The organism is Nocardia sp. NPDC004415 (genome assembly GCF_053602435.1).
This window is the reverse complement of record NZ_JBSGDP010000003.1, coordinates 121,336-142,838: the sequence shown is the minus strand read 5'-3', so window position 1 is coordinate 142,838 and position 21,503 is coordinate 121,336. Positions and strand designations below refer to the sequence as shown.

Below are 21,503 nucleotides of genomic sequence, written 5' to 3'. Positions count from 1 at the left end.
GGTGTGGGGATCAGGTTCCGGTGGGTACCTCGCCGACCGCCATCGCCGGGTCGATCACGCCGAACACCTCGCCCTGGGGTGCGCGGACGATGCCGGTCCGGCCGAAGGGACTGTCGTCGGGGCCCATGATCACCGTGGCGCCCAGTGCGGTGGCCTGGTCGAGGGTCGCGTCGGTGCCGTCCACCTGGATCCAGGCCAGCCAGTAGGGCGGCATGCCCATGCCCGAGGCGTCCATCATCCCGCCGATCTCGACGGTCTCGCCGGGGCGCGCGAAGGTGGAATAGGTGAAGTTCTCGCCGTCGCCGATCTCGGTGTAGTGCCAGCCGAAGACGCTGCTGTAGAACTCGTGCGCCCGGTCGTATCCGGTGGTGTGCAGCTCGTTCCAGCAGTAGGCCCCCGGCTGGTTGTAGATGCCCGCGCCGTGATGGGCCTTGGCTTGCCACACCCCGAACACGCCACCGGTCGGGTCGGCCGCGACGAACATCCGTCCCGCGTCGAACACATCGAACGGTGGCATGAACACCTTGCCGCCCGCCGCCACGACCCGCTCGGCGATCTCGTCGGCACGGTCGGCGGCCAGATACGTCGTCCAGGTGGACGGCATCTGCGCCATCCCTTCGGGTTTCGGGCCGATGGCCGCCGCCGGGCGCCCGTCGAGATCGGCCATCAGATAGCCGCCCGCCCCGGCGGGCGCGTCCTGGACCTCCCAGCCGAACAGCGCGCTGTAGAACGCGCGGGCGGCGGTGGTGTCGTCGACCTGACAGTCGATCCAGCAGGGCGTGCCCTGCGGCCAGGCTTCGTCACGTGTCGGCATGTCGAACGTCCTTCCTCGATGATGGATGGCACCCGGCCGGATCAGCACCGGCACACGCCAGTCAACCACCGGCCACCGACAGATCCGGTGACCCCGCGACCCCACTGAACTGGAACAACACGTATTCACTGCGACAGTCCGAGCGGTCCGGCGCTCACCGTGGCAACTCGTTACCGCTGTTATGTTCTTCGCGCCGATCCTGCGGTGGCTAGGTCAACGACGGACACGAAACCGGTCGGGGAGCGACTCATATGGTGCGAAGCGGTGCGGAGCGTGGGCGCGTGCGACTACTGGCGACGATGCTGGCGCTGGTGGTCGTCTTCGGATGTGGTGGTGGTCCGGCGGCCGGGCAGCCCGCCGTGACCCCCGCCGCGCGCTGGACCGCCCAGCACGACGGTCCCGCCCCCTACCCGGAGGTCCGGGTGGAGCGTGGGGTCGACATCGCGATGAGCGACGGCGTGGTCCTGAAAGCCGATGTGTACCGGCCCGCCGACGCCGCGGGCGTGATCGAGCAGCGGCCGCTGCCGACCATCGTCAGCCTCACGCCCTATTCGAAACTGATGACCGGGCTGATCGAACAGGCCGCGGCCACACCGGGATTGCAGCCGATGGCGGTCGATCTGGTGCGCAGGCTGAACCTGTCCACCACCCCGATCAGCGGATTCGGTGATCTGATGCAGGCACTCGACGGCGGCATGATCCAGACCATGCTCGGCGTCGACCGCCAGCTGATCAGCTCGGGGTACACCGTGGTCGTCGCCGACGTGCGCGGCACCGGCCTGTCGCAGGGCATGTGGGACACCCTCGGCGCCCGCGAGCAACTCGACACCCGCGAGGTGATCGACTGGGCGGCCGCCCAGCCGTGGTCCAACGGGCGGATCGGGATGAGCGGTGGCTCCTACTCCGGCATCAACCAGTTGCGCGCCGCCGAGGACGCCCCCGCGGCACTACAGGCGATCTTCCCGGTGGAGCCGGGCAGTGATCTCATGCGCGATGTGGTCGCCCCCGGCGGTGGTGTCGGCACGACCTTCCTGCCGATGTGGCTCAACTCGGTCAACCAGCTCAAACTGGTGCCGGATGTGGCCTCGATGGTCCAGGGCCGGTTCGACTGGACCTGGCTCGAGGACCGCATCGCCGACCCCACCACCAATTTCGACCTGCTCGCCCAGGCGCTGCTCACCCCGACCCTCGACGACATGCCCCCCGAGCTGGCCGCCGCCCTCGACGACAAGTCCGCGTTCCGCCAGGCCATCCAGGGGCACCCGGACCGGATCACCGTGCCCACCTTCGTCTACGGCGGCTGGCACGACATCTTCGCCAACAGCGCCACCAAGCTCTACGAGCAGATCCCCCTGGACCCGGGCCGCAAACAGCTCGTCGTCGGCGACACCTATCACGCCAATCCCGGTGCGGGCACCGGTGTCGCGGGCGCCCCGCCGCGCCTGGACGTGCTGCAGCGCGCCTGGTTCGACAAGTGGCTCAAGGACATCGACAGCGGCATCGACGATTTCGGGCCGGTCACCGTGAAACAGCAGGGCGGGGACTGGATCACGCTGGCGCAGTTCCCGCAGCCCGGCGTCACCCATCGGCGGGTGTATCTGAGCCCGGCGGCCAGCGGCACCACCGAGGACAGTGTGCACGACGGTTCGCTCTCGGCGGCCGGTCCCGGCGCGGCCGAAAAGCTCACCGTCGCACCGGGACTCAGCACCGCATGCTCCCGCGACGCCGCCCAGGGCGCGGCCGGGATGCCCGCCGTCATCGACATGTGCGCCAAGGACGCCCGCATCGCCGAACGCAACGGGCTCACCTTCACCAGCGCGCCGGTGGCCGAGCAGACGGTGATCTCCGGCCCGATCAATGTGCGGCTCACCACGATCCACGACGCCGCCGACGGCTACTGGAACGTCACCGTCAACGATGTCGATCCGGACGGCACCTCCACGGTGCTCACCACCGGCCAGCTCACCGCCTCCATGCGTGCCATCGACGAGCGCCGCAGCGCCCGCTCCGTCAACGGTGACCTCACCGCCCCGTTCAATCCGCTCAGCATCGACCAGCTGCTGCCGGTGGTGCCGGGCGAACCGGTCGCGCTCGACATCGCCGTCATCCCCACCCAGGCCGTGCTCGCGCCGGGCCATCGCCTGCGTATCGATGTCTTCGCGGGCAACTCACCCAAGGGACTCGCGTTCCGGCCGATGCTCAACAACACCGAACTCAAGCCCCAGCACCTGCTGCTGGACCCGGCGGCCCCGAGCTTCGTCAACCTGCCCACCGACAAGCCGATCCCGTGACCGCCGCGGACCTCACAGCTGCGATTTCACCTCGGCCGCGATGAGCTCCAGGTGGTCGAGGTCGGCGAGATCGAGGATCTGCAGGTAGATCCGGCTCGCGCCGATCTCGCGGTAGCGGGCGATCTTGTCGACGACCTCCGCGGGCGACCCGGCCAGCCCGTTCTCCTTCAGCTCGTCGACCTCGCGGCCGATCGCCGCCGCCCGGCGGGCCACCTCGGCGTCGGTGCGCCCGACACACGCCACCAGCGCGTTGGAGTAGACCAGCTCGTCGGTGCGTCCGGCCGCGCGCACCGCGGCCCGCACCCGGTCGAACTGGGCCGCGCTGTCGGCGACCGAGGAGAACGGCATGTTGAACTCGGTGGCGTAACGGGCCGCGAGCCGGGGCGTGCGGACCGGGCCGTGCCCGCCGATCACCACCGGCACCGGGCTCTGCACCGGCTTGGGCAGCGCGGGGGAGTCGGTGAGCCGGTAGTGGGTGCCCTCGAAGTCGAAGGTCTCGCCGGGCTTGGTCTCCCACAGGCCCGTCACGATCGCCAGCTGCTCCTCGAGCAGGCCGAAGCGGTTGTCCGGGAAGGGGATTCCGTAGGCGGCGTGCTCGGCGGCGAACCAGCCGCTGCCCAGCCCGAGCTCCACCCGGCCGCCCGACATCTGATCCACCTGGGCGACCTGGATGGCCAGCGGGCCGGGCAGCCGGAAGGTGGCGGCGGTGACGAGGGTGCCCAGCCGGATCCGGGAGGTCTCCCTGGCCAGGCCCGCGAGGGTGATCCAGGCGTCGGTGGGTCCGGGCAGTCCGGAGGCGTCGCCCATGGCCAGGTAGTGGTCGGAGCGGAAGAAGGCGTCGTAGCCGAGGTCCTCGGTGGCCCGGGCCACCGCGAGCAGCGTGTCGTAGTCGGCGCCCTGCTGTGGCTCGGTGAAGATGCGAAGGTCCATGATCACCATCGTGCCCGAACCGGGCCGGTTCCCGCGCCGCGCGGGCATCCGGTGCGCGACGATGTGGGTTCGAGGTGATCGAGCGAGCGCGAGGAGTGGGTGTGGTGGCCGAGCCTGTCATCGTCGTCATGGGTGTGTCCGGGTGCGGGAAGTCCACGATCGGCGCGCTGCTGGCCGCACGGCTCGGACTGCCCTACGCCGAGGGCGACGACTACCACCCGACCGCGAACATCCAGAAGATGGCCGCGGGTATTCCGCTGACCGACGAGGACCGCGCGCCCTGGCTCGCCATCGTCGGCGTCTGGCTGCGTGAGCACGAGGAATCCGGGGGCGTGGTGGCGTGCTCGGCGCTGCGGCGCGTGTATCGCGATCAGCTGCGTGCCGGTGCGCCCGACGCCTTCTTCGTGCACCTGGCCGTCGACCGCGCCGAGCTGGTGCGCCGGCTCTCGGGTCGGCACGGCCACTTCATGCCGACGACGCTGCTCGATTCCCAGCTGGCCACGCTGGAACCCCTCCAGCCCGACGAGGCGGGCGTGACACTGGACGCGACGGTGCCGCCCGAACTACTGGTCACCGAGGCGATCGCGGCCTGGCGGGCCGATCACCGCTGAAGCAGCGGGTGCAGCTCGGCCACCGGCGCCAGCATGAGTCCGGCACCGAAGACCAGCGCGGCCAGGCAGATCACCGCGAAGAACCCCACCCACAGCAGGGCGGGCAGGTGGGTCAGCCGGGCCAGCTGATCGGCGTCGGAATCGCCGCGGCCCGGTTGCCTGCGTCTGCTGCGCTGCATCTCCACCACCGGCCGCACGGCCGCGGCCAGCAGGAACCACGCCGCCAGATAGGCGAAACCGGCCTGCAGCAGGTCGCTCCCGAACCACGAGACCCCGAACACCAGGGCGCCGAGCACCACGACGGTGAGCAGGCCGTAGACATTGCGCACCTTGATCAGCACGGCGACCAGCATGGCCAGCGTCGCCCACAGCATCACCGTGACGCGTCCCGAACCGAGCAGCGCCGCGTAGCCGAGGCCGAGCAGGGCGGGCGCGGTGTACCCGGCGGCGGCGGTGAGGATCATGCCCGGCCCGGTGGGTTTACCGCTGGACACGGTCAGGCCGGAGGTGTCGGTGTGCAGGGTGATCGCGTGCAGCCGCCGCCCGGTCAGCAGGGCCACCAATGCGTGCCCGCCCTCGTGCGCGACGGTGACCGCGGCCCTGGCCAGCCGCCACAGCGGCCGGTAGCCCACGAGCACCAGCGCGGCCACGGCGGTGACCAGCACCAGCCACCACGGCGGTGCGGGCTGCGGGGCGAGAAGACGATCGAACGTAGTGCTGACGGACTCGGTATCCACCGCCGCACCTTAGCCGTGAATTCCCGGCCCCATCGTCGGGTCGGCCCGGCCCGGAGGGAAGGCCGTGGTCCCGCTCGGCGCCGCCGGAGTCGACACGCCGCGACGGCGGTGGACGGCGCACCCGTTGTGCGCGTGGGTCTTCCGCTACCGGTAGAGCTGCCCGCGTGATAGCAATGGGCATGCCGATGCGACCCCACCGCTGGAACCCGCCCCGTCCGACCGCGCGGGCCCGGCAGACCACGAGCGTCCCGCCCCTGCCGCCCGTGCGCCTGCTGGCGCTGCCGGGCACCGCCCCCGAGGACGTGGTGGTGACACCGGAGGGCCGGGTGCTCACCGGCACCGACGACGGCGCGATCTGGAGCATCGACCCGGCCGACGGCACCCACGAGAAGATCGCGCAGGTCGACGGCCGCCCGCTCGGCCTGCACGCCGACGCCGACGGCTCGCTGCTGATCTGCGTCACCGGGCAGGGCATCCTGCGGCTGGCCCACCCGGCCGCCGAGCCGGAGGTCCTCGTCGACGAGGTCGACGGCGAACCCCTGGCCTTCCCCAGCAATGTCGTGCGCGACACCGACGGCACCGTCTACTTCTCGATCGCCTCGCGTCTCTGGCCCTTCGAGCAGTGGATGGGCGACATCCTCGAGCACTCCGGCAGCGGCCGGCTGGTGCGCCGCGACCCGGACGGCACGCTCACCGTGCTGATCGACGGCCTGCAGTTCGGCAACGGCGTGGTCCTGGCCCCGGACCGCTCGTGCGTGCTCGTCGCCGAGACCGGCGCCTACCGGATCTCGCGCCACTGGCTGACGGGTCCGCGCGCCGGTACCAGCGACCATCTCGTGGAGAACCTGCCCGGCTCACCGGACAACATGTATCTCGGCACCGACGGCCTGGTCTGGGTCGGCATGGTGGCACCACGCAACCCGTTGCTGGACAAGCTGTTCGCCCTGCCCGGTGTCTTCCGGCGGCTGACCTGGGCGCTGCCCGACAGCCTGCGTCCCGCCCCCGCCCGCACCACCTGGGTGCTCGCGCTCGACCTCGACGGCACCGTCGTCCACGACCTGCAACGCGACGGCACCGGCTTCGCCATGGTCACCTCCGTCGCCGAACACGACGGCACGCTCTACCTCGGCAGCCTGTCCGAATCGGCGGTGGCGGTGAGCACCGTGCCGTGACCCGGCTCAGCGGCGCGCGGTCACCGAGGACGGCAGCGGGTGATCGGGTTCGAGGGCGGGCAGGCCGTCGATGCTCACGGAGTTGTCGCCCGCGATCCGGCGGGCGAAGTCCTCGTCGGTGCGGCGCAGATGCGCCTCGTCCAGCACGGGACGTTCCTCGACCAGGTCCAGCCGCGGGACCGACCAGCCGCAGGAATCGGCGATCCGGTCCACCGCGACCACGACCACCGCGCGGATGCCGGTGTGGCCGGTGCCGAAACGGTCTCGCAGCGTGTCGAATTCGGCGCTGTCGGGTCGCACGACGCGGCCGGTGCCGAACAGCCGCAGGATGCGGGCAACGCGGCCGAACGAGCAGAACATCACGGTGATCCGGCCGTTGTCGCGCAGATGCGCGATGGTCTCGGAGCCGCTGCCGAACAGGTCCAGGTAGGCCACGGTGTGCTCGTCGAGCACGGCGAAGGTGTCGCGATATCCCTTGGGAGAGACATTGACATGGCCGCCGTCCGAGGGCGCCGTGCCGATGAAGAACATCGGTTGCGCCTCGATGAACGCCTGTAACTTGCCGTCGATCCGCTCGAAGACCTTGCCCATCTCGCCCTCCTTCGTCCCGCCGGGCGGCGAGCTCCCCGTCCCGAGTGTATCGGCCGCGCCGCGGCGCCCTTCGATTCACGGTGAGGGTTACCCCTGACGGCGGCGACGCGATATCCGACGATCACTGCATGACGCAGACCGTTCCCGACACCACCCATCCCGTCCAGCAGCGCTACGCGGACCCGGCCACCGAGGTTCCCGCCCAGTGGAATTCCGTGCTGCAGGTGTTGCACGAACACAAGTCGGTGCGTCGCTACCTGCCCGACCCGGTGTCACCGGAGACGGTCGAACTGCTGGTCTCGGCCGCGCAGTCGGCGGCGACCTCGTCGAACCTGCAGGTGTGGAGCGTGATCGAGGTGCGCGACGACGCCCGCCGCTCCCGGCTGGCCGCCATCGCGGGCGGCCAGGTCCACATCGAACAGGCGCCGGTGCTGCTGGTGTGGACGGCCGATTTCGCGCGGCTACGTCAGCTCGCCGCCGATCAGGGCGCCCCGCTCGACGGCGCCGACTATCTGGAATCGAGCTATGTCGGCTTCATCGACGCGGCCCTGGCCGCGCAGAACGCGGTGGTCGCGGCCGAATCCCTCGGCCTCGGCACGGTCTACATCGGCGCGCTGCGCAACAATCCGGAACAGGTGGCCGCCGAACTGAACCTGCCCGACGGTGTCTTCGCGGTCTTCGGCCTCGTCGTCGGGCACCCGGACCCGACCGAGGGCACCCAGGTCAAGCCGCGGCTGCCGCGCGCCGCGGTCCTGCACCGGGAGAGCTACGACCTGGCGGTCCAGCGCGCGGCCGTCACCGCCTACGAGCAGCGCATCGGCGAGATCTACAGCGGCCAGGGGCTGCCGTTCTCCTGGATCGAGCGGGTGCTGGCCCGGCTGGCCTCGGCCGAGGCGCTCAACGGCCGCGACCGGCTGCGTGACCACCTGCTCGCCCGCGGCTTCGGGCTGCGGTGACCGTCAGCTGTCGAGCACGGCGCGGGTCAGCGCCAGCGAACGGCAGCGCGCGTCGAGGTCGTAGACCAGGGTGTTGAGCATGAGCTCGTCGGGGGTGGTGGCGGCGAGCAGCTCGGCGGCCTGGGCGCGCACCGTCTCCGGCGAACCCTGGAGCTGACCGGTCTTGCGCTGGGCCGCGAAATGCCGTTCGGCCTCGCTGCCGGGGAACGCGGCGGCCTGCTCGGGTGTGGCCAGCGCCTGTGGCCTGCCCGCGCGCAGCTGGGCGAAGGCCAGGTCGCGGGGTGCGGCGAGCCGGTCGGCCTCGGCGTCGGTGTCGGCGCAGATCGCCGAGGCGGCCACGATCGTGTACGGCTCGGCCCTGGTCGGCGAGGGGCGGAAGTTCTCGCGGTAGAGCGCCAGCGCGGCGGCGGTGTTGTCCGGCGCGATGTGATGGGCGAAGGCGAACGGGAGTCCGAGGATGGCCGCGACCTGGGCGCTGTACCCGCTGGAACCCAGCAGCCAGACCTCCGGCTCGGCGCCCCGTCCGGGGCTGGCCACGATGCCGTCGGGGTCGGTGCCGCGGAAGAAGCCGATCAGCGCGCTGAGTTCGCGGGGGAAGGAGTCGGCGCCGAGGCCCTCGGCATGACGGCGCAGGGCACGCGCGGTGGCCGGATCGGTGCCGGGCGCGCGCCCGATACCCAGATCGACGCGGCCGGGATGCAGCGACTCGAGCGTGCCGAACTGCTCGGCGACGACCAGCGGCGCGTGATTGGGCAGCATCACCCCGCCCGAACCGACCCGGATCCGCGAGGTCGCCGCCGCCAGATGGGCCAGCACCACCGCGGGCGCCGCACTGGCGATGCCCGGCATGTTGTGGTGTTCGGCCACCCAGAACCGGCGCGCGCCCAGCTCCTCGGCGTACTGCGCGAACTGCGTCGTGGCACGCAGTGCATCGCCCGCGGTGGCTCCGTCCTGCACCGGCGCCAGATCCAGAACCGACACCTCGACCGTGCTCATGCGTCTCCTTCGCCCCGAAATGGTCCCTGCCGCTCCAACCGGTGACCCCACCCCGGATATTTCCGCGCGGTGGTGGGGGTGACCGGAGCCACTACCGGCGGGCGGTAGCGTGCAGGACTGATCGCCGTGAGGGAAGGACTTGTTTTCATGTCAGCAGACGGCTCCGGCCTGTCCACCGACACTGCGGCGGCCGCCGCGCCGAGCGCGGGATCGGAGGGCTACGAGCGCGGGCTCAATCCCCGCACCATCCAGATGATCGCCATCGGCGGCGCGATCGGCACCGGCCTGTTCTACGGGGCGGGCGCCGCCATCGAGCAGGCGGGCCCGTCGCTGATCCTGGCCTATCTCGTCGCGGGCCTGGCCATCTTCGTCATCATGCGCGCACTCGGCGAACTGCTCACCTACCGTCCGGTCTCGGGCAGCTTCGCCGAATACGCCCACGAGTTCCTCGGCCGTTTCGCCGGTTTCGCGACCGGCTGGTCGTACTGGGCGGTGTGGGTGTCGACCTGCATGGCCGAGATCACCGTGGCCGGGCACTACGTGCAGTACTGGTTCGACATCCCGCAGTGGGTGACCGCGCTGGTGGTGCTGGCGGTGCTGTTCACCGCGAACCTGATCTCGGTGCGCCTGTTCGGCGAGGGCGAGTTCTGGTTCTCGGCCATCAAGGTGACCGCCATCCTGGCGATGATCCTGATCGGCATCGGCGTGCTGGTCTTCGGCTTCGGCCACGCCGCGAACCCCACGGTGACCAACCTGTGGGCCGAGGGCGGCGTGTTCCCGAACGGCTTCGGGCAGACGCTGCTGGTGTTGCAGATCGTCGTGTTCGCCTACGTCGGTGTCGAACTCGTCGGTGTCACCGCGGGCGAGGCCCGCGACCCGAAGACCACCCTGCGCAAGGCGATCAACACCCTGCCCTTCCGGATCGGGCTGTTCTATGTGGGCGCGCTGGTGATCATCATGTCGGTGGCGAGCTGGCGCAGCTTCCACGCGGGCCGCAGCCCGTTCGTCGAGGTGTTCGAACAGATCGGCATCCCGGCCGCGGCGGGCATCATCAACTTCGTGCTGCTCACCGCCGCGCTGTCGTCGTGCAACTCCGGCATCTACTCCACCGGCCGTATGCTGCGCAGCCTCGCGCTGCGCGACGAGGCACCCACCCAGTTCGCGAATCTGAGCAAGCAGTCGGTGCCGTTCACCGGCATCTGCGCCTCGGCGGGCGCGATGGTGATCGGCGTGGTGGTCAACCTGGTCTCGCCGGACAAGGCCTTCGCCTACATCACCTCGGTGAGCACCGTCGGCATCATCGTGGTGTGGAGCGTGATCCTGGTGTGCCACCTGAAGTATCGCGCCAAGGTGCGCGCCGGTGAGCTGCCCGCCAGCGACTACCGGCTGCCCGGCGCCCCGGTGACCAACTGGGCGGCGCTGGCCTTCCTCGGCCTGGTCGTGGTGCTGCTGCTGTGGACCGACGGTGGCCGCAGCGCGCTGGTCGTCGGCGCGGTGTGGGCCGCGCTGGTCTGTGCCGGGTACTACGCCTTCGGACGTCGTCCGGTGGTGCGGGCACCGTAGTCGCGCGTCGCTCCCGTTTGCTGGAAAGCCGCTGGCAGACAAGCGTTTTCTGTCGTACCCCCTCGGTATCGTGGACAGCTGTCACGAGCGTCCGGCGCGTGGGGCCGGACGGTGCGAGAACGGGGGCACGAGATGAGTGACGAGAACCGCGGCGAGCTGCTGCCGCCGCGCCAGCACGGAAGCACCTGGCGCGAATCGGAATACCGGGTCCTGGCCGACGATCTGCGCGCGGGCGTCGATCTGGCCGCGACGGCACGCACGGTGGGGCGCACCGAATCGGCGGTGCGCACCGCCCTGCGCAACTTCGTGCCACCCGAGGAACGGGTGCCCGCCGCCGGTCGCGAACAGTGGATTCGCGCCCGGCTGGTCGCCGAACCGGAATGGGACTGGTGGGCGGTGGTGATCGACCATCACCGTCGCTCCCGCAGTGGGCTGTGGTTCACCCGCCACGAACACTGCGCCCGTATCGGCTGGCGCAGACGCACCCCGATGCCCGCGCTGGCCCAGGAACTGGGCACCTCGGAGCTGACCACCGCGGAGCTGCTGCGCGCGCTCGGCCTGGCCGAGAGCATCGAGGACGCCGCCGAACGGCTCGGCGCCACCCCGGGCCAGGCCCTGGCCAAACGGGTCTCCGCGCACCGCGACAACGCGGTGGGCGCGCGCTGGATCCTGGTGATCGACGGCGCGGCGGGCACCACCCGCTCCCGCAATGCCCCGGTCCGCCGCCAGATCTCGCTGCACGAGAGCCGGGCGGCCGCCGAATCCGAACGCGATCGGGTGCTGGCCTGGCATGCCAGGGTCGCCGCCGACGACGACACGGCCGTGTGGTGGACCATCGCCGAACGCGGCCTCGACGGCACCGCCGGAACCACCCGCTGCGGCGCCTTCGATCCCGCCGCCGTCACCGGTGGCCGGGTCAGGGCCGAGGCGCTGACCGTGGGTGACGTGATCCGGGTGGCCGTCCCCGACGGCGGTTTCCTGCAGGACCGCATCACCGCCATCACCCAGCCCGGCGCGGGCGCGCCCATCGTCGTCGACCTGGCGCCGGTGGCGAATTCGCGGGTGCGCCGGGTGGTGGAGTTCGCGCCCGGTGAGGTCGTGGAGGTGGTCCGCCGACCGGGTGAGTCCTTCGGGTAGCCGCTAGCCGTCCGCCCTCACCGCGACGATCACCTCGGCCGAGCCGTCCGGTGGGGTGCGGCGGACACCGCCCGGGACCGGCTGCCAGTCATCGTGTCCGGCGGCGGTGATCACCTCGATCCGCAGGCCGTCGAGCCGGATCGCGTCGGCACCGTCCTGCGGTGGCACCGAGCTGTCGATGGCGGTGCAGCCGCTGACCCGCAGCACCACCCGGTCCGGGTCGTCGAGCACGACCTGCCAGCGGCCGTCGCGGGCCCAGATCGCGCCCACCTCGCCGTCCGCGCGGCGCCCGTGCAGCACGAACGGCATGCGCTGCTGCGCGCCGACCCAGGAGGGTGTGCCGGTGGATGTCTCGACCCCGAGCATCCATCGGCTCGCGCGGAACAGGATGAACCCCCGGTCGCCGAGCTCGATGGTCGTGGTGCGGGGCGCGGTGGTCGTCCGCAGAGTGGCGGGACCCCAGGTGTCGGCGAGGTCGGCGACGAGCGGGCCCAGCATGATGTCGTGGCCGTGGGTGGCCAGGTGCGGCGCGTCCTCGAAGGCGGGGCCCACCCGCACCCCGGTCCTGGCCCAGATCCACAGCGCCGACAGCGCCACATACGTGGTCATGTCCGGGAAATGGGCGCGGCTGTAGGGGCCGGTGAGATTGCCCAGGTCCGCGTGGAAGAAGTCGTCGAGCTGGGTCCAGAGCGCCTCACGCAGTGGCTGCGCGGTGGCCGCGATCCGCGCGGAACCACTGATCTCGCACAGCAGCGACAGGGCGAACAGATTGATGCCGTCGTAGGTCGGTGCGTTGAATTCGTCGAACCGCCCACCCCGGGCCCGGTGGCGTTCGGCGATGCGTTCCAGTTCGGCTTCGGCGGACGCCAGCTCGGCGGTGTCACCGCGGCGGCTCGCCGACCAGGACCGCGCGGCGACCTGCATGAGCCGGGGGTTGGTGTAGTCCTGCGGGATGCGGCCCGGTGGCTCGGAACGCACCGCGCGTTCGATGGCGGCCGCCAGCTCGGAGGCGAGCTCGGCGGGCAGCAGCGACTCGAACCGGTGCAGGGTCACCGCGAACGCGCAGGCCACGAACTGGCGCCAGTTCGGGTCGTAGTCCCACCATTCGATCGCGCCCTCCGGCGGCCGCTGCGGCCATTCGGCGAAGCGACGGAAGGTGCCGTCCCACGGCAGGCCGGGACCGTCGAGTTGCAGGTCGAGCACCGCCCGCAGCACCCGCTGGGCCTCGGCGAGGTCGCCGGGGCCGCCCCGGGCCAGCAGCCCGTAGGCGAACCAGGCCGAATTCGGCACCAGATGCAAGGTGGCAGGGGGTGCGAATTCCTCGTGTGTCCCCGGGGGATTCAGCACCAGCGCGGCATCGGCGTCGTAGAACAGTTCGGTGTAGGCCACCGAGAGCCGTCGCAGCCGGTCGGCGCCGGGCTGGGTGTCGTCGCGCGCGAATGTCATCGGAACAGGATCGCTTTCCCGTGCTGGAGATCGTCGACCATCCGGGCCAGTCTATGGGCGGGATCGATGCCGAAGCGCGCCACCTTCGCCGCGACGTCGTCGACCAGCAGCCGGGCCAGCGCGGGATTGCCGCGTTCCCGATGTGCCTCGGACAGATACAGTTCCGACCGCAGCACCTCCGGATGCCGCGCACCCAGATCGGCCAGCTGACCACGGCACAGCGCGGCCAGTTCCCGGACGTCTTCGGCGGACCATCCGTTGTCGAGCGTGGCCGCGCAGCAGGCGTCGATGGTGAGCTGCCAGCGCATGGGCGCCGACATGTCCGGCCGCTGCCGCGCTCGTTCCACCGCGTCCAGCAGCAGCGCGCGTCCGCGTTCGAGATCGGCGGACGCGCCGGACTCGACGAAACGGTAGAGCAGGGTTCGCCCACGCTCGCGGACGGTTTCGATGATCTCGATGCGGGCGCCGTCGCGTGCTTCGGACCGCGCCTGCACGCGGGTCAGTGTCTCCAGTGCCTCGTCCAGGAAGCCCGCGTCGCGGCGGCACACCGCGTAGTTGTGCAGGTCGCGCAGCGTGGTCCAGTGATCGGCGTCGACATCGCCGCCTTGCGCGGCCAGGGTGCCGAAGATCGCGGCGGCCTCGCCGTAGTCGCCGAGTTTGCGGTGCAGCCACGCCACGTGACTGGCGGCCTCGCGGGTGGATTGCGAGGCACCGAGCACCCGGCCGCGCAGTTCCCGCAGATCCTCGGCCTGCGCCATCGCCTCGCCGAGCCTGCCCCGATCGCGCAGCACGGCGACGACGAGCTGCTGAGTGGCCAGCGTGTCCGGGTGGGTGCGCCCGAGCAGTAGCCGCTGACGGTCCAGCAGTGGCCCGGCGATGGCGGCGGCCCCGGCGAGATCACCCCGGCGGCGCAGCACCGAGGCCATCTGGTGTTCGGCGCGCGGCAGATCGCGGTCGGCACCGGGTGCCCAGGCCGTCGCGAGGACATCGTGCAGAATCGCCTGCGCCGCACCGTATTCCCCCTTCACCGCGTGCGTGTAGGCGATATCGCAGCGGGTGGTGAGCAGCGCGGGGGCATCGGGGCCGAGCAGCGCCTGTTGCCGTTGCGCCACGGTGTTGAAACGCCGCAGGGCCGCGTCGGCGCCGACCGCGACCCGCTCGGCGCGCGCGTAGAGCCACTCGACGCGCAGCCGCTGCTCCTCGGGCAGCGCGGTCGCGTCGAGCTCGAGCAGGGGCGCGAGCACCGCGTACGCCGTGCGGTGCTCGCCCTGTTCGGCCAGCGACCGCGCCCACATCTCGGTGAGTTCGGTCAGCTCCGGGCCGCGGGGCAGTCCGGCGGCCTGGGCGCAGGCCACGGCCGTGCCGCTGATCTCGCCGAGCAGCGGGATGTCGCCGTAGTCGCCGCGCAGCGCGAACACCAGCCGGCAGCAGGCCGCCACCAGCGCCCCGACGTGCACCTCGTAGCCCGCGCGGGCCAGCGCGACGATCAGCGCGTCACGGATGCCGCGGCGTGGGTCGTCGTCGACCGCCCAGTCCGCGTCGTGGGTCCGCAGCGCCAGCAGGGCCCGGATCTCGGGCCCCAGATCCTCGTCGGCGGCGTCGCGCAGGGCCAGCCCGCGTCGCTGCCGGTCGAGGAAGCCGTACACCGGGCCCTGCACCGGGCGCAGCCAGTGCCGCCGCACCGCTTGGTCGAGGAACCGGTCCGCGGCGGGCTCCGGCAGCAGCAACGAGAGGTCGCAGCGTTCGTCGAAGTACAGGTTCGCCCGATGATCGGCCTCCTCGATCGAGGCCGGAGTGGCGCAGGCGATGCGGCGCAGCCGGTCACGCACCCGATGATCGAGTGTCGCCCACGACTCGTCGAGGAACTGCTCGACGCGGCGCGGCAGATCGTGCAGCAGGCGCGGATCCAGGGAGGACGCGGCCAGCGCTTCGCGGGTCCGGCGCATACCGCACACCAGCAGCAGCATGTGCAGGTTCGTGTACTGGGCGGCGAGCATCCTGGCGGAATCGCGGTGCGCGTGCGGGACGAGTTCGCCGATCACGGCGGCGCGTTCGTCGACGGTGAGCGGCGCCAGCGACGCACCGGCCGGAAAGCACCGGGCGAGCGCGGGATCGGGGGAGTGGACGCCGGATTCGGTGACGGTGACCCAGCGATCGACGGCGGGTTCGGCCAGCCGCTGATCGCCCCGTTCCCACTCGGAGGTGATCACCAGCAGCGGTCCGCGTTCCTCGGCGAGCAGCCGCTTGAGCGCGTCGAGCAGCAGCGGATGGCTCTCGTGCAGGTCCTCGACGTAGATCACCACCGGCAGCTGGTCCAGGACAGCGGAGATCTTGCGCAGGAACTCGTCGACCGCGTTCCCGGCGACCGCGCGCAGATCCACCTCCTCGCCGGCCCCGACCCGCCCGCTCAGCTCGCGTTCCGCGCGGATCCGGGCGGCGATGAGCCCACCCAGGTGTACCGCGGGGCCCACCCCGGGAATCTGTGCCCCGACGAGCTTGAGCCCCGCCTCGATGCCCTGCACGGCCAGTTCCTCGACCGACATCCGGCCCAGCTGACCCCCGAATTCGCTTGCCGCCCCGCGCGCCTGCCGGACCAGGCCCGCGCGGCGCTGCACGAACGGGAAGTGCGTGTCGATCTGGCGCAGCTCCGCGCCGAGCTGGATCTCGGGCAGGCCGTCACCACGCCTGCCCGCGAAGCCCAGCCACAGATATCCGGGCAGTGCCCCGGCCGGCCGCTCCCACGCGGTCGGGCCCGCCACCTTGCGCGGACCGGTCGGCCGGTCGTCGCCGAGAACGCTCGGCGGCCAATAGCCGGGCGCTTGCTGACCGGCGGCCAGCCTGCGATAGAACTCGTGGACGATGCGCGTCTTGCCCGCTCCCGGTGGTCCTTCCAGCGACACCCAGGTCCGGCGCGGGGTCTCGGGCAACTGATCCCACAGCGCGCCGAGCCCGTCGATGACGCCGACGCGGCTGCCGCCGGTGAACGCGGGCGGGGTGGACCGGCCGGGCGCGTTGTTCTCCACAGCGTCACGATAGTCGCGCCAGGCCCCCGGTACCGGGGGAATTCCGCGACGGGAACCGTTGGGCCACTTCGGCTTCCGCGCTACAGGCGGTCGGCGGTGCGCCCCGGCATGGCGGCCGCGCCGACCACCATGACGATCGCCATCACGAACATGACGACGAACACCCGGTGGATGCCCTCGGCGAGCTCGGCCGGTGCGGGCCGGTCGGGATCGGCGATCCCGGCGTTGACGACCGCACCGAACACCGCGACCCCCACCGCGCTACCCAGCGAACGGGCGAACATATTGGCCGAGGTCACCACGCCACGCTCCTGCCAGGGCGCCTCGGTCTGCGCCGCGATGAGCGACGGTGTCGAGACCAGCCCCATGCCCGCGCCGATGAGGAAGCACGACAGCGCGATCTGCACCGGGCTGGTCCGCGCGTCGATGAGCAGGGTGCTCGCGCAGCCGACCACGGCCAGCACGCTGCCGACCAGCGCCGTGACCCGGAAACCCCAGCGCAGGTACAACCGGCCGGACAGGGTGGCCGACAGCGGCCAGCCCAGCGTCATCCCGCCGACGGTGAGCCCGGCCACCAGCGCGGTGGTACCGAGCACCCCCTGCGCGAAAGTGGGCACATACGAGGTGGACCCGAGCACCACGGCGCCGATCAGCAGGGCCACGGTGCTGCTGGCCACCACCACACGGCTGGTGAAGATCCGCAGCGGCAGCACCGGATCGGGCACCCGGGTCTGCACATAGGCGAACAGCGCCAGCACCACCGCGCTGCCCGCGAATAGGGTCAGCGACATCGGCGAACTCCACGCCCACGCCTGCCCGCCCTCGAGCAGCGCCAGGATCGCCGCGCCCGCGCCCACCGTGAGCAGCAGCGCGCCGAGCCAGTCGACGCGATGCGCGCGGCGCGGGGCGGATTCGGTGAAGTGCCGCAGCAACATCCAGCCCGCGACCACGGCCAGCGGCAGATTGATCAGGAAGATCCACCGCCAGCTCAGATGATCCGAGAGCAGGCCACCGAGCAGCGGCCCCAGCACCGCCGAACCGGCCCACACCCCGGCCATGTATCCCTGCACCTTGGCGCGCTGCTCCAGCGTGTACAGATCGCTCGCGATCACCATCGTCATCGGCTGGATGGCTCCGGCGCCGATGCCCTGGATCGCCCGGAACACGATGAGCGCGGGCATGCTGGTGGCCAGCCCGCACAGCAGCGACCCGAGGGCGAACACCGCGATCCCGACCAGGATCACCGGCTTGCGCCCGACCATGTCGGCGAGCTTGCCGTAGATCGGCACCGTCACCGCCTGCGCGAGCAGATAGATCGAGAACAGCCACGGGAACAGCGCGAACCCGCCGAGGGTGTCGGTGATGGTGAGCACCGCCGTGGCGATGATGGTCGAGTCGAGCGCGACCAGCCCGGTCGAGAGCATCAGCGAGGCGAGGACCGCTCCGCGTTCGGAGCGCAGGCCGATGGCCGGATCCACAGTCTCGGTCGCCACCGCTGTCCTCTCGTCGCTGTCTCAACCATCCGGGTTCAACGTATCCACGGCAGGTCTGTTCCCGCGCGGGGTTTTTCGCCCCGCCGTGCTCATCTCCCGGCGGGGCATGGCAACTGCGCGGGTGGGGGAGTCAGGTCGACGAGGTAGCGCACGACCGCGTCGTCGACACAGGCCACGCCCTGCCCGACCACTCCGTGCTGCACGCCCTCGTAGGTGATCAACGAGGCGTCCAGCGCCCGGGCGAGCGCGATCCCACCCTGATGCGGTGTCGCCGGATCGCCGGTGGTGGAGACGACCACGACCGGCGGCAACCCGGATATCTCGGGGGTGTGCGGTTGTGCGGCGGTCGGCAGCGGCCAGAAGGCGCACAGGTCCAGGGGCGCCTGCCCGGTGGCCCGGCCGTCGTCGAAGATCGGTGCGGCGGCGCGGGTCCGGCGATCCAGATCGGCCGCCACCGCGCGATCGGTCACGCGCGGTTCCTCCAGGCACAGCACAGCGCTCTGCAGGTCGCGTTCGACGACCCCGGCGGTGGCCATCCGGTCGGCGACGGCCAGGAACAGATCGCCGCGCCCCTGTGTCAATTCGGCGAGCCCCGCGGTGATACCCGGCCACGCCTGCGGGGTGTACAGCGAGTTCGTGAGCGCGCTGAGCGCGTCGGGATAGCCGAGGCCGCGCGGGTCGGCGGTGGCCGCGGGCCGGTCGACGAGCGGGTTGATCAGCGCCCGGACCGCCTCGGTCGCGCCCGCCGGATCGGTGCCGACCGGGCAGTCCGGCCGGGGCGCGCAGTCGGCGGCGTAGGCGTCGAACGCGCGCTGGAAACCGGCCGAGAAATTCACCTGGTCGATCATGTTCGCCGCCGGGTCGATCCCGCCGTCGAGCACCATCGCGCGTACCCGGTCGGGAAACATCTCGGCGAGCGTGGAACCGATCCGGGTCCCGTACGACCCACCGAAGTAGGTGAGCTTCTCGTCACCGAGAACAGCCCGGATGACATCGAGATCCCGGGCGACATCGGCGGTTCCGACATGCGCGAGCACGTCGAGACCGGTGCGCTCGACGCAACGGCCGATGTAGTCACGGTGTTCGCGCTCGGTCTCGGCGATGCCCGCGGCGGAGTAGTCGTTGTCGAGATCGCCGCGCTGGGCCCGGAATTCGGCTTCGGTCGAGCACACCACCTTCGGGGTGGACGCGCCGAGACCGCGCACGTCGACACCGATCAGATCGAAATGCCGGGCGATCGGGTGCGTCGCGAACGCGGCGAGGAAACCGAGGCCCGGCGCGCCCGGACCGCCGGGGTTCGACAGCAGCGACCCCACCTTGTCCCCGTCCGCCGGTCGCCGGGAGATGGCGATCTGCGCGGTGCGCCCGTCGGGATCGGCGTAGTCCAGGGGCACCTGAATCCGCGCGCACTCGAAGCCCGCCTCGATGATCGCGGCGCCACCGGCGAAGTCCGCGCACGAGCCCCAGCTCGGGCTCTGGCCGTAGAACTTGTCCAGTCCGCCGGTGGGCGCGGGGTCGGTGCCCGCGCAGGCCGTACCCGTCAGCAGCAGTGTCATCGCCACCGCTACTCGCCCTGTGATTCTTCGCGTACGCAGTTCGCGCATGTCACCGATCCCCCTGTGGTGTACCGAATTCCGGCGTCAGTCTGCCGGGTGCGGATCGGTGTGCCAAGGACCTGTCCGGGTGCCGGGAGTACCCGGACCCGCTTGCCGGACAAGGGGACACGATCGGGCGGGATCAATCGGTGGCCGCGGCGAAGGTCGCGGCGATCTCGGCCGCGGTGACCTTGGCCAGCTCGACGAAGAACGGGACGCGTTCGTCGATCATCAGGGTGACCGGGCCGCGCAGACCGAGCGCGAAACGGCAGCGGCCGTGCGGGTCGAGCACCGGGATACCGATGGTGCGGAAGCCGGGGTCGAGCTCGCGGTCGTTGAACGCGTAGCCGCGAGCGCGCGTGGCGACCAGTTCGGCACGCAACTCCTCGGCGCTCGACACCGACCGCTCGGTGCCCTCCTCGTAGGGCAGTGACCGCAGTTCGGCGTCGTCGACCTCCGACCAGGCCAGCAGCGCCTTGCCCAGCGCGCTCGCGTGCAACGGCAGCCGCACGCCCTGCAGTTCGTGGCCGTCGCTCTCACGCCACCGGCTCGTCCCGAGCAGGACGGCGTGGATGCCGTGGCGGATCGCCACCGAGGCGTTGGCGCCGGTGGTGGCGGCCAGCTGCTCGAGTGCGGGTTCGGCGAGATAGATCTTGTGCTGGCGGTAGGCGATCTGGCCGTATTCGGCCAGCGCGCCGCCCATCCGGTAGCGGCTGGACTCGGCGTCCTTCTCCAGGAACCCGGCCTGTACGAGCGCCCCGAGCAGGCGATGGGTGGTGCTCACCGCGAGCCCCTGCGCGCGGGCGACCTCGGAGACCCCGCGCTCCTCGCCGCCACGAAAACAGTCGAGGACGGACAGGGCCCGGGTCACGGTCTGCACGCTGGAGGTCTCCACGCAGCCGACGGTAACACAGGCGAGCCACTCACAGCGCCGATGCTTTCCGTATATCGGAAAGCTATGCGGCGGATCGGGCGAAAAGTCGCCATAGATTGCGGAATCCGGCTCTGTCAAGCTTTCCGATCCCTGGAAAGGCATACCTCGTTCGCCGCCATGACCGCTCCTACGCTCCGTAACCATCACCCGCCCTACCTCTCACACAGGAGCCCCGATGTCCCGCAGGCTGCCGGCCTTCTCGCGGATCGCCCTCGCGATCGCCCCCGTCGTCGCCCTCGTCGCGGCGTGTGGCTCCGGCTCCACGCCCGAACAGGGCGCGCAGGCCTCGTTCGTTCTCAAGGTCACCGACCCCGGCAACACCGGACCGCTCGCGGTCGGCAAGCGCGACGGCACCTTCGACGAGGCGCTGGCCCCACTGGGCGCCAGGATCGAATGGGTCAGCACCACCCCCGGTTTCAGCTCCAACCTGAAACTGTTCAACACCAAGGAACTCGACGTCTCCGGCGCCGCCTTCAGCCCGGTCGTCGGCGCGCTGTCCAAGGACGTCGGCGTCAAGATCGTCGCGGTGGCCGACCCGGCGGGCCAGGACCAGAGCGGCATCGTCGTCAGCCCCGAATCGGGCGTGGACTCCGTGGCCGGGCTCGTCGGCAAGCGGATCGCGGTGAACCCCGCGGGCAAGGGCGAGTACATCACCCTGAAGGCGCTGGCGCAGGCCGGGATTCCCGCCGACAAGGTGACCAGGGTCCCGTTGCAGCAGAAGGACGCCGCCTCGGCCTTCGCCACCGGCAAGGTCGACGCCTGGGCGTCGTTCCTGGTGCCCTACCAGGAGGCCAAGGCCGCCGGGGCCCGCGAGATCGCCACCGAGAAGTCCATCGGCTCCAACGACAACACCGTCGTCGTGTTCCGCACCGAGGTCCTCGACCAGCGTCCCGATGTCGCCGCCAAGTACCTGGAAGTGCTCCAGCAGCTGACCGCGAAGCAGAAGACCTCTCCCGCCGATTTCGAGAACGTCTTCGACAAGACCGGCCCGCGCGCGCTGACCGGCGAACGCCTCGCCGACGCCGTCCGGGTGGGCGGGGAGGCCACCGTGCCGCGCCTGCCCGCCGAGTCCGACGCGGCCGATCTCGCCGATGTGGTGAACACCTTCGCCGACAACGGTGTCATCAGCCGCCGCATCACCGCCGCCGACATCTTCTACGACCTGCGGTCCAAGCTCAGCCCGGAGCAGCTGGCCGCGCTGAAGGAAAACTGAC

The 21,503-nt window shown here is 71.2% G+C and carries 17 protein-coding genes; 7 read left to right on the top strand and 10 right to left on the bottom strand.

Features of this window, described 5'->3' with window-relative positions; all coding sequences use genetic code 11:
• Positions 1–10: 10 nt before the first annotated feature.
• The gene (locus ACWEMY_RS02710; RefSeq protein ID WP_452388592.1) at positions 11–814 is read right to left on the bottom strand and encodes a VOC family protein; all 804 of its coding nucleotides are present in this window, start codon (positions 812–814) and stop codon (positions 11–13) included.
• A 299-nt stretch (positions 815–1,113) separates the two neighbouring features.
• Between ACWEMY_RS02710 and ACWEMY_RS02705 the strand changes: the two genes are divergently transcribed.
• The gene (locus tag ACWEMY_RS02705) at positions 1,114–3,105 is read left to right on the top strand and encodes a CocE/NonD family hydrolase (RefSeq protein WP_452388611.1); all 1,992 of its coding nucleotides are present in this window, start codon (positions 1,114–1,116) and stop codon (positions 3,103–3,105) included.
• Between the two features lie 12 nt (positions 3,106–3,117).
• Here the strand turns inward: ACWEMY_RS02705 and ACWEMY_RS02700 are convergent, their stop codons facing one another.
• A complete protein-coding gene (locus ACWEMY_RS02700) occupies positions 3,118–4,035 on the bottom strand; it encodes an LLM class F420-dependent oxidoreductase (protein WP_452388591.1) in 918 nt (305 codons plus the stop codon).
• Positions 4,036–4,163: 128 nt separating this feature from the next.
• Here ACWEMY_RS02700 and ACWEMY_RS02695 point away from each other — a divergent pair, with 128 nt between their 5' ends.
• Positions 4,164–4,646: a gluconokinase gene (locus ACWEMY_RS02695; RefSeq protein ID WP_375935139.1), complete on the top strand. Its 483-nt coding sequence runs from the start codon at positions 4,164–4,166 to the stop codon at positions 4,644–4,646.
• Here ACWEMY_RS02695 and ACWEMY_RS02690 read toward each other — a convergent pair.
• The gene (locus tag ACWEMY_RS02690; protein WP_452388590.1) at positions 4,637–5,383 is read right to left on the bottom strand and encodes a M50 family metallopeptidase; all 747 of its coding nucleotides are present in this window, start codon (positions 5,381–5,383) and stop codon (positions 4,637–4,639) included. The genes ACWEMY_RS02695 and ACWEMY_RS02690 overlap by 10 nt on opposite strands.
• Positions 5,384–5,562: 179 nt before the next feature.
• Between ACWEMY_RS02690 and ACWEMY_RS02685 the strand changes: the two genes are divergently transcribed.
• Positions 5,563–6,555 carry an SMP-30/gluconolactonase/LRE family protein gene (locus tag ACWEMY_RS02685; RefSeq protein ID WP_452388589.1) on the top strand — a complete coding sequence of 331 codons (993 nt, stop codon included), beginning with the start codon at positions 5,563–5,565 and terminating at the stop codon, positions 6,553–6,555.
• 6 nt (positions 6,556–6,561) lie between these two features.
• Here the strand turns inward: ACWEMY_RS02685 and ACWEMY_RS02680 are convergent, their stop codons facing one another.
• The gene (locus ACWEMY_RS02680; RefSeq protein ID WP_452388588.1) at positions 6,562–7,146 is read right to left on the bottom strand and encodes a pyridoxamine 5'-phosphate oxidase family protein; all 585 of its coding nucleotides are present in this window, start codon (positions 7,144–7,146) and stop codon (positions 6,562–6,564) included.
• 128 nt (positions 7,147–7,274) lie between these two features.
• Here ACWEMY_RS02680 and ACWEMY_RS02675 point away from each other — a divergent pair, with 128 nt between their 5' ends.
• Positions 7,275–8,102: an NADPH-dependent oxidoreductase gene (locus ACWEMY_RS02675; RefSeq protein ID WP_452388587.1), complete on the top strand. Its 828-nt coding sequence runs from the start codon at positions 7,275–7,277 to the stop codon at positions 8,100–8,102.
• Between the two features lie 3 nt (positions 8,103–8,105).
• Here ACWEMY_RS02675 and ACWEMY_RS02670 read toward each other — a convergent pair whose 3' ends face one another.
• Positions 8,106–9,098, bottom strand: coding sequence for an LLM class flavin-dependent oxidoreductase (locus ACWEMY_RS02670; protein ID WP_452388586.1), 993 nt, complete (start codon positions 9,096–9,098; stop codon positions 8,106–8,108).
• Positions 9,099–9,245: 147 nt separating this feature from the next.
• Between ACWEMY_RS02670 and ACWEMY_RS02665 the strand changes: the two genes are divergently transcribed.
• Both ACWEMY_RS02665 and ACWEMY_RS02660 read left to right on the top strand, forming a co-directional pair.
• A complete protein-coding gene (locus ACWEMY_RS02665; RefSeq protein ID WP_452388585.1) occupies positions 9,246–10,661 on the top strand; it encodes an amino acid permease in 1,416 nt (471 codons plus the stop codon).
• Positions 10,662–10,793: 132 nt separating this feature from the next.
• Positions 10,794–11,798 carry a hypothetical protein gene (locus ACWEMY_RS02660; RefSeq protein ID WP_375926751.1) on the top strand — a complete coding sequence of 335 codons (1,005 nt, stop codon included), beginning with the start codon at positions 10,794–10,796 and terminating at the stop codon, positions 11,796–11,798.
• Between the two features lie 3 nt (positions 11,799–11,801).
• On the opposite strand, the gene ACWEMY_RS02655 is transcribed toward ACWEMY_RS02660, so the two are convergent.
• The 5 genes from ACWEMY_RS02655 to ACWEMY_RS02635 all read right to left on the bottom strand — a co-directional run bounded on the left by ACWEMY_RS02655 (position 11,802) and on the right by ACWEMY_RS02635 (position 20,250).
• Entirely contained in the window at positions 11,802–13,244 is a 1,443-nt protein-coding gene (locus tag ACWEMY_RS02655; protein ID WP_452388584.1) for a hypothetical protein, read from the bottom strand.
• Positions 13,241–16,267 carry a hypothetical protein gene (locus ACWEMY_RS02650; RefSeq protein ID WP_452388583.1) on the bottom strand — a complete coding sequence of 1,009 codons (3,027 nt, stop codon included), beginning with the start codon at positions 16,265–16,267 and terminating at the stop codon, positions 13,241–13,243. The genes ACWEMY_RS02655 and ACWEMY_RS02650 overlap by 4 nt, the downstream gene beginning before the upstream one ends.
• 80 nt (positions 16,268–16,347) lie before the next feature.
• Complete coding sequence (locus ACWEMY_RS02645; RefSeq protein WP_452388582.1) at positions 16,348–17,760, bottom strand: MFS transporter; 1,413 nt, start codon at positions 17,758–17,760, stop codon at positions 16,348–16,350.
• A gap of 89 nt (positions 17,761–17,849) precedes the next feature.
• On the bottom strand, positions 17,850–19,316 hold the full coding sequence (locus tag ACWEMY_RS02640; RefSeq protein WP_452388581.1) for an alpha/beta hydrolase: 1,467 nt from the start codon (positions 19,314–19,316) through the stop codon (positions 17,850–17,852).
• Positions 19,317–19,497: 181 nt separating this feature from the next.
• Positions 19,498–20,250, bottom strand: a complete 753-nt coding sequence (locus tag ACWEMY_RS02635) for an IclR family transcriptional regulator (protein WP_452388580.1) — start codon at positions 20,248–20,250, stop codon at positions 19,498–19,500.
• Positions 20,251–20,464: 214 nt separating this feature from the next.
• Here ACWEMY_RS02635 and ACWEMY_RS02630 point away from each other — a divergent pair, with 214 nt between their 5' ends.
• Positions 20,465–21,502: an NrtA/SsuA/CpmA family ABC transporter substrate-binding protein gene (locus ACWEMY_RS02630; RefSeq protein WP_452388579.1), complete on the top strand. Its 1,038-nt coding sequence runs from the start codon at positions 20,465–20,467 to the stop codon at positions 21,500–21,502.
• Position 21,503 lies beyond the last annotated feature (1 nt).